Raw genomic sequence first — 13756 nt, 5'->3', positions numbered from 1 at the left:
ATGAGCACGCTTCCCCTCTCGCAGGACCAGCTCCGCGCCCAGTTCGGCCCCCACCTGAACCTCGCCCCTCCCGGGGGCTGGCTGTCCGATCCCACCCCCGACAAGGTGGTGGAGACCCACTGCTGCTTCTGCGGCCAGCAGTGCGGCATCAAGCTCAAGGTGAAGGACAACAAGGTCATCGGCTTCGATCCCTGGGAGGAGTTCCCCTTCAACCAGGGGAAGCTCTGCCCCAAGGGCGTGAAGCGCTACCTCCAGGGCAACCACCCGGATCGCCTCACGAAGGCCATGAAGCGCACGGAGCACGGCTTCGAGCCCATGGGCTGGAACGAGGCCATGGACCGCACCGTGGCGGAGATCCAGCGCATTCAGAAGGAACATGGCAAGGACGCCTTCGCCGTGCTCTCCGGCGTGTCGCTGACCAACGAGAAGAGCTACCTGGCGGGCAAGTTCGCGCGCCTGGGCCTACAGACGAAGAACCTCGACTACAACGGCCGCCTCTGCATGGTGAGCGCCGGCGCGGGGAACAAGAAGGCCTTCGGCGTCGACCGCGCCGCCAACTCCTGGGCGGACATCGAGCTGGCCGAAGTGATCTGGGTGGCCGGCTCCAACGTGGCCGAGTGCTCGCCCATCACCACGGACTACATCTGGCGGGCCCGGGACCGCGGCGCCCTGCTCATCGTGGTGGATCCCCGCATCACGCCCCTGGCCCGCACCGCCGACTTGGTGCTGCCCCTGAAGCCCGGCACGGACACGGCCCTCACCAACGGCATTCTGCACCTGCTGAACAAGTGGAAGCTCATCGACTGGGATTTCGTGAACGCCCGCACCAGCGGCTTCGAGCAGGCCGTCGAGGCCGTGAAGGACTGCACGCCGGAGTGGACCAGCCAGGTCACCGGCCTGCCCGTGGAGGCCATCGAGAAGGCCGCCCGCATCTGGGGCGAGGCCCGCACCAGCTTCCTGCTCCATGCCCGGGGCATCGAGCACCAGAGCAAGGGCGTGGAGAATGTCCTCGGCTGCATCAACATGGTGCTGGCCACGGGCCGCATCGGACGGCCCGGCTGCGGCTACGGCACCATCACCGGCCAGGGCAACGGCCAGGGCGGCCGCGAGCACGGCCACAAGTGCGACCAGCTGCCGGGCAACCGCGACATCAGCAACCCCGAGCACCGGAAGTACATCTGCTCGGTCTGGGGCTGCACGGACGACGAGCTGCCCGGCGTGGGCCAGAGCGCCCAGGAGATCATGAACGCCATCCACGCTGGCGAAATCAAGGGCCTCCTGCTGCTCTGCTTCAACCCGCTGGTCTCCCTGCCGGACAGCCAGTTCACCCGCGAGGCCCTCAGCAAGCTGGAGTTCTTCGTCTGCCTGGATTTCTTCCTCAGCGAGAGCGCCCAGCACGCCGACATCGTGCTGCCCTCGGCCCTCCACGAGGAGGACGAGGGCACCACCACCAGCGCCGAGGGGCGCGTCATCAAGATCAACAAGGCCGTGGAATGCCCCGGCGACGCCCGTCCCGACTGGCAGATCATGGTGGAGCTGGCCAAGCGGCTGGGCCGCGGGAAGTACTTCGACCACTTCAAGACGCCCGAAGACATCTTTAACGAACTGCGGGTGGCATCGAAAGGTGGCACCGCTGACTACGCGGGCATCACCTACGACAAGATCGTCAAGAACATGGGCGTGTTCTGGCCCTGTCCCTCGGAGGACCACCCGGGCACGCCGCGTCTCTTCGAAGGCGGCCAGTTCTTCCACCCCGACGGCAAGGCGAAGTTCATCCCCACGCCCTGGCGCCCGCCCATGGAGGTGGTGGATGACGAATATCCCATCTGGCTCACCTCGGGCCGCGTGGTCTTCCACTACCTGAGCGGCACCCAGACGCGGCGCATCGGCTTCCTGGTGGAGCAGTGCCCGCATCCCTACCTGGAGATCCACCCCCGCCTCGCCGAGAAGTACGGCCTGGCGGAAGGCGATGCCGTGGAGATCACCTCGCGGCGGGGCTCCATGATCCTGCCCGCCAAGGTGGTGAAGACCATCCGCCCCGACACCGTGTTCATCCCCTACCACTGGGCCGGGGCCCTGTCCGCCAACCGGCTCACGGCGAGGCATCTGGATCCCGTCTCGAAGATCCCCGAGTTCAAGGTGAGCGCCGTGCGGCTCAAGAAGACCACCAAGGACCAGTTCTCACCCGAGCTGGCGGAACTGCAGCGCATGGCCTTCGAAGCCCGCAGTAACCAGACCGACATGCCTGAGCGGGTGTTCTGATGGTGCCCCAGGACTACGGCTTCTTCATCGACCCGCAGCGCTGCATCGGCTGCCGCTCCTGCGTGGGCGCCTGCGCCGAGTGCGGCACCCACCGCGGCCGCTCCATGATCCACCTGGATGAGATGGACCGCTTCGACAGCCCGCAGACGGTTCCCACGGTCTGCATGCACTGCGAGGATCCCATCTGCGCCCAGGTCTGCCCCTCGGACGCCATCAAGCGCAGCGAGGACGGCGTGGTGCACGCCGCCCAGAAGCCCCGCTGCATCGGCTGCCAGAACTGCGAGCTGAGCTGCCCCTTCGGCGTGCCCATCGTGTTCTCGGGCCTGGAGCAGATGCTGAAGTGCGACCTCTGCTACGACCGCACCTCTGTGGGCCACAAGCCCATGTGCGCCACCGTCTGCCCCAGCCAGGCCCTGCTCTTCGTCCGCAAGGACGAGGTCGCCAACCTGCGCCACAACAAGCCCCTGCGCGACTTCCTCATCGGCAGCGTGCGGGTGAAGACCAAGAACGCCATCATGGTGCCCGATCCGGACACGCCCCTGCACCTGGATGCGGCGTTGCTCATCAATGATTCCCTGCCTACTGCCGGAGGCCTCTGATGACCTGGTGGCGCCGTGCCTTCCCCCTGGAGCTCGCCGAGGAGGGTCACTTCTCCCGCCGCGAGTTCGCCCGCTTCCTGGCCGTGGTGAGCGCCGGATTCACCGCCGGCATCGGCTACCTCTGGTGGCGGAAGACGCCCCTGGAGGGCGCCTCCGATCCCGAGGCCAGACACGCCGAACTGCCCGTGGCCCTGGGCCTGGCCGCAGACCTTCAGCCCGGCCAGAGCCGCCTTTTCAAGTTCCGCGATGCCCACGACGCCTGCATCCTGCTGCGCACCCCCAAGGGCGAGCTGCGGGCCTACCGGCAGACCTGCACCCACCTGGGCTGCGCGGTGCGCTACGCGGGCGAGCGTCTGGAGTGCCCCTGCCACCGCGGCTTCTTCGAGCCGGACCGCGGCTTCCCCGTGCAGGGCCCGCCCAGCCGGCCCCTGGCCGCCATCGCCCTGGAGGTGCGCCCCGACGGCACCCTCTGGGCCGTGGGCGAGCTGCCCAAGCCCACCCTGGAGACCCTGGACCACCGCGCGGCCTGCCCCCGCGAGAAGGGTGAGGTGACCGCATGAATCCGACCCCCTCCTCCCGCGTCCGCATCTCCCCCGCTGCCCTGGGCGTCATCCTTGTGCTGCTGGTGATCCAGCTCTACCTCTTCGAAACTGTGCTGGGCGCCGTCCTGGACGGCCAGCGCGGCGTCCTCCCCGGCGCCTTCTTCGTCTCCCTGGCCCTTACCGCCATCAGCCTCTTCCTGGCCTTCCGCAGCACCGTGGAATACGGGCCGAAGGAATAGGGATCGACCACTCAGAGAAAAAGGATCTCCACGAAGGACACGAAGGGAAGGCAAGGGCACGAAAGCCAGTGCGGCAGGGACTCTCCAGGTTTTTGGCAGGTCCCTGCTTCTTGGTGCTCTTCCTGCGCCCGAAGGGCGTCTTCGTGTCCTTCGTGGAGGCTTTGATCTTTCCCGAGGGTCATTCACCCCGCCTGGGGCAGCTCCTGGGCGGGGTTGGCGTCCTTCATGAAGACGGGCCAGCAGGAGAGGTGGCCCAAGCCCAGCTGGAGGAGGATGCCGCCCAGCTCGGCGGGGCCGAAGGCCGGAGCCAGGCCGTGGAGCACGGGCGGCATGATCTGGAGGTAGAGGTCCAGCCAGCGACCCGCCAGGAGGAGGGCGCAGGTGGCCAGCAGCACGGTCTCGCTGGTCTTGGCCTTCCGCCCGAGCAGCAGCACGAAGGGCAGGCCGAAGTTCAGGATCAGGTTCAGGTAGAAGAGGGGCATCCAGCGGCCCTGCAGCAGCAGGCGCATGGGGCCGGTCTCCTCGGGCAGGTTGGCGTACCAGATGAGCAGGAACTGGCTGAGGAAGATGTAGGCCCAGAAGCAGCTGAAGGCGAAGAGCAGCTTGCCCAGGTCGTGGTTCTGGGCCTTCGACACCGCCGGGAGCAGGCCCACGCGCCGCAGTACGATGGCGCTGATGGTGACGATGGCGATGCCCTGGAGGAACATCCCCGAGAAGCCGTAGATGGCGAAGATGGTGCTGGACCACACCGGCTCCAGCGACATGAGCCAGTCGAAGTTGGCCACGGAGAACGTGAGGCCGAAGACGAGGATGAAGGGGGCCGCGCCCTTCCCCTGCTGGGTGAGCCGGCGCCCCGTCCAGATCCAGGCGCCGAAGATGAGGACCACGCGGGCGAAGAAGAAGGGCGGGTTCAGCCAGCCCAGGCGGCCGTGCAGCACGTGGTCGACCGTCGCCTGGGGCCGGGCCCAGGGGTAGAGCGTGGCGGCCCCGAACCAGAGCAGGAGCATGAGCAGGCCCGCCCGGGGGAGGAGGGCCGGCATGGCCCGGTGGGCCTTGAGGATGGGATCGCTCCACCGGGCCCCGGTGATGGACTGGATGGCCAGGAGGAAGAGGCCGCCCAGGCCCACGCAGGCCAGGTTGAAGGCCGTGAGCAGCAGGTTGCCCCAGCCCCGCTCCGCCTGGAGCACGAGGCCCAGGGCCAGGAGTCCGGCGCCGAGCAGCACGAAGGCCCAGGCGCCGCCCCGGAGGCGCTCGCCGATGTCCGCCAGCGTGGGGATGCCGGACTTGGTGAGGTCGCGGACGGGAACGGTGAAGGTCTCGCTCATGGCTGGGCTCCCGTGGAGGCGGGCGTCGAGGCGGTGGGCGCGGGCCGGGCGGCCTTCTGCAGCTCGCGGATGTAGAGCACCACGTTCCAGCGGTCCTCGCGGCTGAGGAGGTCGCCGTAGCCCTTCATCTTCATGGGGCCGCCGAAGGTGGCGATGTGGAAGAGCCGGCCATCCGGCATGTCCCGCACCACGGGGGAGACGAGCACCGTGGGCGCGAAGGCGCCGCGGGCCACGATGACGCTGCCGTTGTTGTCGCCCTCCCGGCCGTGGCAGGTGGCGCAGACCCGCTCGAAGACGAGCTTGCCGCGGTTGAAGCGGGCCTGGGTGGGCTGGTAGGGGTTCGGCAGCTCGCGCCCGGCGCGCTCGGCCTCCGCCTTGCCCGGCCCGTAGGCCAGGGGTGGCTCGCCGCGGCGTGACAGGGTGTCCGGCGGCGGGGCCTGGAGCACCTTGCCGCCCGGCAGCACACCGCTGGCATCGAAGGCCTGGGCCGAGAGGGGCGCGCCCATGCCGCCGTCCCAGGCCAGGTTCCGGCGCTGGAAGTCCCGGTTGAGCACGGGCACCAGGAGCAGAATGAGGAAGGCCGGAAGGCAGGCCAGCAGCAGGGCGCCGACGCCTGCGGGACGATCCCAGAAGGATCCGCCCCGCTGGAAGCGGTCCTCCACCAGCAGGCTGGATTCCAGGGCGCCCAGGTCCGCCAGGTCGCGGGCCACGGCGGGGAACTGCACATCGGGGGCCAGCTCCGCCGCCAGGATGAAGCGGTCGTCGTTGGCGCCCGGATGCAGGTCCGGCACGCGCCACCGCGGCCGCATGCGGGCCACGAGGAAGAAGCTGGCCACCACGCCCAGGCCCGCCAGCAGCACCGTCAGCTCGAAGGCCACGGGGATGAAGGCGGGGATGGCCAGGAGGGGCTTGCCGCCCATGATCAGCGGGTAGTCCACGGCGGAGGTCCAGATCTGGAGGCCAGCGGCGATGGCCAAGCCCAGGGCGGCGAAGGCCAGGCAGGCCCGGGGCAGCCGCGAGGGGCGCTGGTCCAGGGCCTCATCCATGCCGTGCACGGGGAAGGGCGTGTAGGTGTCCAGCACGCGGTGTCCGGCGGCCCGCAGGTGCGCCACCGCGCGGAGGAGCTGCTCCGGATCCGCGAAGGAGGCCCGGAAGCGGGAGTTGCGGATCTCAGTGGTCGCCATGCTGGAGTACCCCCTTCACTTCGCTCGCCGCGATCATGGGCAGCACCCGGGTGAAGACCAGGAACAGCGTGAAGAAGAGCCCGAAGCTGCCGATGAGGATGGCCACCTCGATGAAGGTGGGCCGGTACATGGCCCAGCTGGAGGGCAGGTAGTCGCGGTGGAGGCTGGTCACGATGATGACGAAGCGCTCGAACCACATGCCGATGTTCACGAAGATGGTGAGGACGAAGATCATCCAGGGCGTGGTGCGCACCCGCTTGAACCAGAAGAACTGGGGGCTGAGCACGTTGCAGCCCACCATGGTCCAGTAGGCCCACTGGTAGGGCCCCAGGGCCCGGTTGAGGAAGACGTAGCGCTCGTAGGGGTTCGCGCTGTACCAGGCCGTGAAGAACTCCGTGGCGTAGGCCATGCCCACGATCATTCCCGTGGCCAACACCACCTTGGTCATGGCCTCCAGGTGGCGGGGGGTGATGTACTCCTCTAGGCCCATCACCGAGCGGGCGATGATCATGAGGGTGAGCACCATGGCGAAGCCGCTGAACACGGCGCCCACCACGAAGTAGGGCGGGAAGATCGTCGCATGCCAGCCGGGGATCACCGACGTGGCGAAGTCCATGGACACGATGGTGTGCACGGAGACCACCAGGGGCGTGCTGAGGCCCGCCAGCAGCATATAGACCGTCTCGTAGCGGCTCCAGGTGCGGTTCGAGCCGTTCCAGCCCAGGGAGAAGACGCTGAGGATCGCCCGCTTCAGCTTCGTCTTCGCCCGGTCCCGCTGGGTGGCCAGGTCGGGGATGAGGCCGATGTACCAGAAGGTGAGCGAGATGATGAAGTAGGTCGAAATGGCAACCACATCCCAGAGCAGCGGGCTCTTGAAGTTCACCCAGAGGGAGCCGCGGGTGTTGGGGTAGGGCGTGGCCCAGAAGGCCAGCCAGGGCCGGCCCATGTGGATGATGGGGAAGGTGCCGGCGCACATGACGGCGAAGAGGGTCATGGCCTCGGCCGCGCGGTTGATGGAGGTGCGCCAGCGCTGGCGGAAGAGGAAGAGGATGGCGGAGATCAGCGTCCCGGCGTGGCCGATGCCCACCCAGAACACGAAGTTCGTGATGTCGAAGGCCCAGCCCACCGTGCGGTTGAGACCCCAGGTGCCGATGCCCCGGGTGAGGGTCTGCGTGGCGGCCCAAGCGCCCAGGGAAAGCATGGAGAGGGTGACGGCCAGGGCCAGCCACCAGCGCAGGGGCGGGCGCCGCTCCGTGGGCGCGAAGACCTCCTCCGTGACCTGGCGGTAGGTCTTGTTCCCGTCGATGAGCGGCAGGTTGTGGCCGTAGCGCTCGGCCTCGGCGGCCGGGATCCCGCTGGCGCTCAGCACGTCGGCATCATGCGCCATGGTGGCCTCCCTGCGCCGGTTCAGCGGCAATGTTCCGAATCTTCGTCAGGTAGCTCACGGCGGGTCCGATGCCCAGCTCGCCCAGCACCAGGAAGCGCTTGGGGTCGCGCAGCACCTGGCTGATGCGACTGCCCGGGTCCTGCATGTCGCCGAAGACGATGGCCTGGGCCGGGCAGCTCTGCATGCAGGCCGGCAGGGCCTCGCCGTCCTTCAGCTCGCGGCCCTCGTTCTTCGCCGTGATCTTGGCCTCCAGGAGGCGCTGCACGCAGAAGGAGCACTTCTCCATGACGCCGCGGCTGCGCACGGTGACATCCGGGTTGAAGCACAGGCGCTCCAGCTCGCTGGCGTGGGGGTACTCCCACCAGTTGAAGCGGCGGACCTTGTAGGGGCAGTTGTTGGCGCAGTAGCGGGTGCCCACGCAGCGGTTGTAGACCTGCTGGTTGAGGCCCTCCTCACTGTGCACCGTGGCCAGCACGGGGCAGACGTTCTCGCAAGGGGCCTGGTCGCACTGCTGGCACATCATGGGCTGGTGGACGACGCCGGGCTCGGCCTCGGAGCCGGTGTAGTAGCGGTCGATGCGCAGCCAGTGCATCTCGCGCTTGCGCCGGACTTCCTCGCGGCCCACCACGGGGATGTTGTTCTCCACCTGGCATCCGATCACGCAGCTGGAGCAGCCCGTGCAGACGCTGAGGTCGATGACCATGGCCCAGCGGTGGGCGCCGTGGGGATGCTCCCCATAGACCGAAGGGCCGGGCTGCTCGTGGGGGCGGGCCGAAGCGGGATCGCGCAGGTAGGGCGCCAGCGCCATCTCCCGCACCAGCTCCCGGCCCTCCAGGCTGTGGTGGTCCTGGGTGCAGGCCAGGTCCACGCGGCCTGAGCCACGCCGCACCTGGAGGGGCGCGGCCTCGGCCACCAGGAAGCCTGAAGCGAAGGTCCGCCAGGGATAGACGTTCCTCCCCACGCCGAGCCCCGCCTTCCCGCCCGCCGTGCGACCGTAGCCCAGGGCCACGGCCACGGTGCGGTCGTCCAGGCCCGGCTGCACCACCACGGGCAGCTCCAGCTCCAGGGCATGGCCCTCGGGCCGCAGGCGCAGCAGGTCCCCCTGCTCCAGCCCCAGCCGCGTGGCCGCGGCCGGGGAAACCTGGGCGTAGTTGTCCCAGGTGGCCTTGGTGATGGGATCCGGCAGCTCCTGGAGGAAGGGGATGTGGGCATGGCGCCCGTCGCCCAGGCCCACCTTGGCGTAGAGCAGTAGCTCGTAGCCGTCCTTGCGCGCGCCGCGCGGCGCGCCTCCCACGCGGCCCTCGCGGTACCGGGGCGCGGGCCCCGTGTCCACCTGCGCGGCGCCCTTCTGGAGCGCAGTGTTCCAGAACGTCTCGAAATCGCCCGCCACCTTCTGGCGGGGAAATACGGCCGTCTTCCAGTGCTCGCGCAGCACCTGGAGCGCTGGCGCCGGCCGTCCCGCCCAGGCGCCGAAGCTCTCCAGGGCGTCGCGGGTGGCGAAGAGGGGCTGGAGGAGGGGCTGGGCCAGGGAGACGGTGCCCGCCACGGGCTCAGCGTCCCGCCAGGCCTCCAGCCAGTGGTGGTCCGGGGCCAGGTGGGTGCAGGCGGCGGCGCTCTCGTCCTCGGTCAGGGCCAGGGACAGGCGCAGGGGCACCTTGGCGAAGGCCCCGGCGAAGGCCGCGGGCTGCTCGTAGACGGGGTTGCAGCCTAGCAGCAGCAGGGCCCCCACGCGGCCCTCGGCCATCTCGCGGACCAGGGCCTCCAGGGCCCGGTCATCCCCCCGCTTCTGGAGGCTGGGGCGGGCCAGATCCACGGTGGTGCCCTCGTGGCCGAGCACATGGTTGAGGCGGGCCACCAGCTCCTGGGCCCGCAGATCGTTGAGGCCACAGAGCAGGAGGCCCCGGCCCCGGTGCGCCTCCAGCTCGTGGGCGAGGGCCTGCGCCTTGGCCGTCAGGGCCGTCGGGAGGGCTCCTCCCTCCACGACGAGGCCCAGGTGCCGGGCCAGGGCCTCCAGGAAGGGCACCGCCTCCGAAGGCGCGAGCCGCACCCGCTCGTCGGCGTTGCTGCCCGTCAGCGAGAGACCGCTCTCCACCTGGATGTGCTTCGACATGGGCCGCGGCTTGTCGGGCCCGCGGCGCGCGGCGTAGGCGCGGGTGAAGCCCACGGGATCCATCCAGGTGCCGAGGAAGTCCGCCTCGACGCCCAGGAGGAGGTCCGCCTCCTCCAGCTTGTAGTGCGGGATCAGCCGCTGGCCGTGGGTGCGCTCGTAGGCGGCGGCCAGGGCCGCGGTGCTGAGGGCGTCCGCCTCCACCAGGCGGCCGTCCTTGAAGGTGCCGAGGAAGCCCTGCACGGTGGCCCGCAGCGTGGGGCTGAGGATCGTGCCCGCCAGCACGCGCACGGCGCCGCCGGAGGCCCGCAGCTCGGCGAAGCGGCGCTGGAGGTCCGCGTCCAGGGCGGCCCAGTCCACGGCCCTCCCGGCCAGCTTCGGGCCACGCAGGCGGTCCTCGTCGTAGAGGCCCCGGGTCTGGGCCTGGCCCATGGCGCAGAGGCCGCCGCGGCTCACGGGATGGTCGGGATTGCCCTCCAGCTTGACGGGGCGGCCGTCGCGGCTGCGGGCCAGGACGCCGCAGCCCGCGGCGCAGCCGCCGCAGGTGGTGGCGTACCACTGGGCCACGCCGGGGGTCAGGCCCTCCCGGGCATTGAGGTAGGGCATGGCCTTCTCGACCACCTTGCTCTTGCAGCCCAGGGCCAGGCCCGCGGCGAAGCCCAGGCCCGAGAAGCGGAAGAAGTCGCGGCGGCTGATCTGCCGGACGCTCTCGCCCACGGGCAGCTCCTCCTCGAACTCGGCCTTCCGGGCCCGGACCATCCCGCGCCGTTCCCCGAGGCTCTTCCAGGTCTTCATGGCTTCTCCTCAGTGGTGGCAGGCGGAGCAGTCGGTCGGGGCCTGGGGCGGGCGGCCGGCCAGGAGCTGCTTCTGGTTTTCAAGGCGGTGGCAGGCCAGGCACTCGCCCATGGTCAGGGCCATGGCCTGCTCCACCCGCTCCATGCCCTGCACCTCGCCGTGGCAGGACTGGCAGGCCACGCCCGACCGCACGTGGCGGCTGTGGGGGAAGGTGACGTGGGCGGGGAGGCGGTGGATGCGGACCCACTCGAAGCCCCGGCCGCTGGCGTAGGCGTCCCGCAGCTTCTGGATCTCCGGGCTGGGATCCGACTTGCCCACGGGCGTGCCCGCCCGGTTCAGCACCGTCTCATGGCACTTCATGCAGGTGCTGAGGGGCGGGATGCCCGCGTGGCGGCTGCTCTCCGCCGAGGTGTGGCAGAAGAGGCAGTCCATCTTCAGCTCGCCCGCGTGGAGCGCGTGCGAATAGGGGATGGGCTGGGCGGGCTTGTAGCCGCTCTGGTCCCCGAGCAGGCGCGTGTCCAGGCTCAGGGCGAAGATCATGAGCGAGGCGCCGAGGGCCACCGCGCCCGTGATGGCGACGGTCCTGACTCTCACCGGAGCCCCTTCCGGTTCCACATCACCACCTGGGGCCGGCGCCAGTAGTACCAGATGGGCACCACCAGGAAGTGGACGAGCCGCGTGAAGGGCAGCAGCAGGATGACCATGAAGCCGCTCAGGAAGTGGAGCTTCACCATCCAGGGCAGGGGCGCGATGAGCTCGGGCCGGGGCGCCAGCTTGATCAGGCTCCAGAGGTAGGGCGCCGCGTTGGTGGAGAACCAGGCGCTGCCCCAGCGGTAGCGGATGGCCACGTCGATGCCGCTGGCCACCTGGTAGAGCAGCACCACGAGCAGCACGAGGTCCAGGGGACTCGTCACCACCTTCACGCGCCGGTCCGTGAAGCGGCGGACGAGGAGGGCCACCACGCCCACCAGGGCCAGGAGGGCCATGGAGAGCCCGGTGATCTCCAGCAGGTAGAGCCGCAGGGGACGGGCATTCCAGGCCAGGATGGCCTCGGGCAGGAAGAAGGCGAAGAGGTGCCCGGACAGCACCCAGAGGATGCCCCAGTGCCAGAGACCCGAGCCCCAGAAGAGCGATTCGGACTCCAGGAACTGGCTGGAGAGGCTGGAGTAGCTGAAGGGCCGCCAGGTGAAGCGCAGGATGCTGACCACGATGGCCAGCACCAGGGCCACGTAGGGGAAGCCCACGAAGAGGAAGTTAGTCAGCACAGGCCGCCTCCGCCGCTTTGCGGTCTACGGTGAAGATGAGGAAGAGGGCCTGGAGCACGTGGTGGTAGGGGCTCTCCCGGAGGGCCGGGATCACCTTCTCCAGGGCCGGCAGGAGGCAGTCGTCCACCAGGTCCATGGCGTCCTGGCGCTCCAGCCGCATGCCCAGGTCCAGCAGGTTCGGCAGGTGGTCCGGCAGATTTCCCCCCTCCTCCAGGCCGTGGAGCTGAAGGTGGTGGCGCATCATGGCCAGGAACTGGCCCCGCTGATAGGTCTCGCCGAAGAGGTGCCAGCCGATGTCCAGCGTGCCCTCGGGGGTGAGGTCGAAGGCCCGGGTGTAGAGCTCCTGGAGCTCCCGCAGGTCCAGGCCGCGGGCCGTGAGGGCGAAGGCCTCCAGGTGCTCCTGGCAGGGATGGCCCGTGCCCATGGCCGCATCCGCCAGGGAGGCCGCCAGCGCCTGGGTGCGCTCGTCGGGATAGCGCAGCAGGACGGCGATGCCGGGGATGAGGTGCGTCGGAATGCGCATGATCAGAACCCCCTCTGGGGCGCTTCGCGGAAGCCGAATCCCGCCGCCCCCTTCTGTTCCAGCGGGTTGGTGAGCACCTCCACCGCCTGCTCGCGGTGGGAGGCCGGGATGACGAAGCGGTCCTCGAAGCTGCAGAGGCTCGTGAGGCGGTAGATGGCCTCGGCCTGTTCCGGGTCGCAGTCCGCCTCGCGGAGGCCCGCCAGGGCCACCTTCAGGTCCACGTCGCCGACCTCGGTGGCGCGCTTCCAGGTGCGGATGGCCAGCATCTTCTTCATGGCGTAGCGCACGGGCGCCTCCTGCCCAGCCCCGAAGAGGCTGGCCAGGTACGACATGGGCAGGCGGGCCTGGTCCAGGGGCGCGAAGATCTCCTCCACGGACGTGGGATTGAGGGCCACGCCGTTCTCCATGGCGTAGGTGACGGGGCCCAGGGCCGGCACGTAGAAGAGGCTGGGGAAGGTGCGGTACTCGGGGTGGGGCGCCAGGGCCAGGCCCCAGTCCTTCACGAAGCGGTAGACGGGGCTCTGCCGCGCGGCCTTCAGCACCTGCTCGCTGACGCCGTTCTTCCGGGCGGACTCGATCACCGCGGGGTCGTTCGGGTCGGCCAACAGATCGCGATGGGCCGTCACCAGCTCGGCGTCGGGCTTCAGGCCCGCGGCCTCGATCTTGTCCGCGTCGTAGAGCAGCACGCCCATGTAGCGGATGCGGCCCACGCAGGAGTGGAAGCAGGCCGGCGCCTGGCCCGTCTCCACGCGGGGGTAGCAGAGCAGGCACTTCTCGGACTTGCCCGTGCTCCAGTTGTAGAAGACCTTCTTGTAGGGGCAGGCCGACACGCAGTAACGCCAGCCGCGGCAGACGTTCTGGTTGATGAGGACGATGCCGTCCTCGCCCCGCTTGTAGATGGCGCCGCTGGGGCAGGCCGCCACGCAGGCCGGGTTCGCGCAGTGGTTGCAGATGCGCGGCAGGTAGAACATCACCAGCGTCTCGATGGAGAGCAGCTGGAGCCGCTGCTCCTCGCTGAGGGCCGAGAGATTCACGTCGTTTCGGGCGTAGAGGGGCGAGCCGCCCAGGTCGTCGTCCCAGTTGGGGCCGGCCTCGATGTCGATGTACTGGCCCGTGACCTTGCTGACGGGGATGGCCGTGGGCTGGTCGTCCTGCTCCGGCCCGTTGAAGAGATCCTCGTAGCGGTAGGTCCAGGGCTCGTAGTACTCGTCCATGGTGGGCAGGGACGGCTGGTGGAAGATCTTCTGGAGGAACTTGCCCTTGGAGGTGAGGCGCAGCTGGAGCTTGCCGTCCTTCACCACCCAGCCGCCCTTGTACTCCTCCTGGTTCTCCCACTGGGTGGGGTAGCCGGTGCCGGGCTTGGTCTCCACGTTGTTCCACCACATGTAGTCGGCGCCCTTGCGGTCCGTCCACACGTTCTTGCAGGCGATGGAGCAGGTGTGGCACCCGATGCACTTGTCCAGGTGGAACACCATCGCCACTTGGGAGCGGATATCCATCAGAGACCTCTCAGCGAAAAATCTGAATC

12 protein-coding genes are annotated in these 13756 nt (G+C 69.3%); 4 read left to right on the top strand and 8 right to left on the bottom strand.

Going from position 1 to position 13756, the window contains the following annotated elements:
* Genes MLG87_RS07780 through MLG87_RS07765 form a run of 4 tightly spaced genes read left to right on the top strand, consistent with a single transcriptional unit; the run spans position 1 to position 3642 of the window.
* Positions 1-2262, top strand: a complete 2262-nt coding sequence (locus MLG87_RS07780) for a molybdopterin oxidoreductase family protein (RefSeq protein ID WP_243294633.1) — start codon at positions 1-3, stop codon at positions 2260-2262.
* Positions 2262-2861, top strand: coding sequence for a 4Fe-4S dicluster domain-containing protein (locus MLG87_RS07775; RefSeq protein WP_243294632.1), 600 nt, complete (start codon positions 2262-2264; stop codon positions 2859-2861). Before MLG87_RS07780 ends, MLG87_RS07775 begins: the two co-directional genes overlap by 1 nt.
* On the top strand, positions 2861-3421 hold the full coding sequence (locus tag MLG87_RS07770; RefSeq protein WP_243294631.1) for a QcrA and Rieske domain-containing protein: 561 nt from the start codon (positions 2861-2863) through the stop codon (positions 3419-3421). Before MLG87_RS07775 ends, MLG87_RS07770 begins: the two co-directional genes overlap by 1 nt.
* Complete coding sequence (locus tag MLG87_RS07765; protein WP_243294630.1) at positions 3418-3642, top strand: DUF6755 family protein; 225 nt, start codon at positions 3418-3420, stop codon at positions 3640-3642. The genes MLG87_RS07770 and MLG87_RS07765 overlap by 4 nt, the downstream gene beginning before the upstream one ends.
* A gap of 182 nt (positions 3643-3824) precedes the next feature.
* Here MLG87_RS07765 and MLG87_RS07760 read toward each other — a convergent pair whose 3' ends face one another.
* The 8 genes from MLG87_RS07760 to narH are packed head-to-tail and all read right to left on the bottom strand — an operon-like array spanning position 3825 to position 13727.
* Complete coding sequence (locus MLG87_RS07760; RefSeq protein WP_243294629.1) at positions 3825-4967, bottom strand: hypothetical protein; 1143 nt, start codon at positions 4965-4967, stop codon at positions 3825-3827.
* Positions 4964-6151 (bottom strand): quinol:electron acceptor oxidoreductase subunit ActD, encoded by a 1188-nt coding sequence (locus MLG87_RS07755; RefSeq protein WP_243294628.1) that lies wholly within the window; start codon positions 6149-6151, stop codon positions 4964-4966. Before MLG87_RS07755 ends, MLG87_RS07760 begins: the two co-directional genes overlap by 4 nt.
* Positions 6138-7538, bottom strand: a complete 1401-nt coding sequence (gene nrfD / locus MLG87_RS07750) for an NrfD/PsrC family molybdoenzyme membrane anchor subunit (RefSeq protein ID WP_243294627.1) — start codon at positions 7536-7538, stop codon at positions 6138-6140. Before nrfD ends, MLG87_RS07755 begins: the two co-directional genes overlap by 14 nt.
* On the bottom strand, positions 7528-10440 hold the full coding sequence (locus MLG87_RS07745) for a TAT-variant-translocated molybdopterin oxidoreductase (protein ID WP_243294626.1): 2913 nt from the start codon (positions 10438-10440) through the stop codon (positions 7528-7530). The genes nrfD and MLG87_RS07745 overlap by 11 nt, the downstream gene beginning before the upstream one ends.
* A 9-nt stretch (positions 10441-10449) precedes the next feature.
* A complete protein-coding gene (locus MLG87_RS16285) occupies positions 10450-11034 on the bottom strand; it encodes a cytochrome c3 family protein (RefSeq protein WP_243294625.1) in 585 nt (194 codons plus the stop codon).
* Positions 11031-11705: a respiratory nitrate reductase subunit gamma gene (gene narI, locus MLG87_RS07735; protein ID WP_243294624.1), complete on the bottom strand. Its 675-nt coding sequence runs from the start codon at positions 11703-11705 to the stop codon at positions 11031-11033. The genes MLG87_RS16285 and narI overlap by 4 nt, the downstream gene beginning before the upstream one ends.
* Positions 11695-12228, bottom strand: a complete 534-nt coding sequence (locus tag MLG87_RS07730; protein WP_243294623.1) for a nitrate reductase molybdenum cofactor assembly chaperone — start codon at positions 12226-12228, stop codon at positions 11695-11697. The genes narI and MLG87_RS07730 overlap by 11 nt, the downstream gene beginning before the upstream one ends.
* 2 nt (positions 12229-12230) lie before the next feature.
* Complete coding sequence (gene narH, locus MLG87_RS07725) at positions 12231-13727, bottom strand: nitrate reductase subunit beta (RefSeq protein ID WP_279341183.1); 1497 nt, start codon at positions 13725-13727, stop codon at positions 12231-12233.
* Positions 13728-13756: the final 29 nt, after the last annotated feature.

This window comes from Geothrix mesophila, from assembly GCF_022808835.1.
Classification (GTDB): domain Bacteria; phylum Acidobacteriota; class Holophagae; order Holophagales; family Holophagaceae; genus Geothrix; species Geothrix paludis.
The sequence above is the reverse complement of the archived record's forward strand: the minus strand, read 5'-3'. Positions and strand labels throughout refer to the sequence as shown.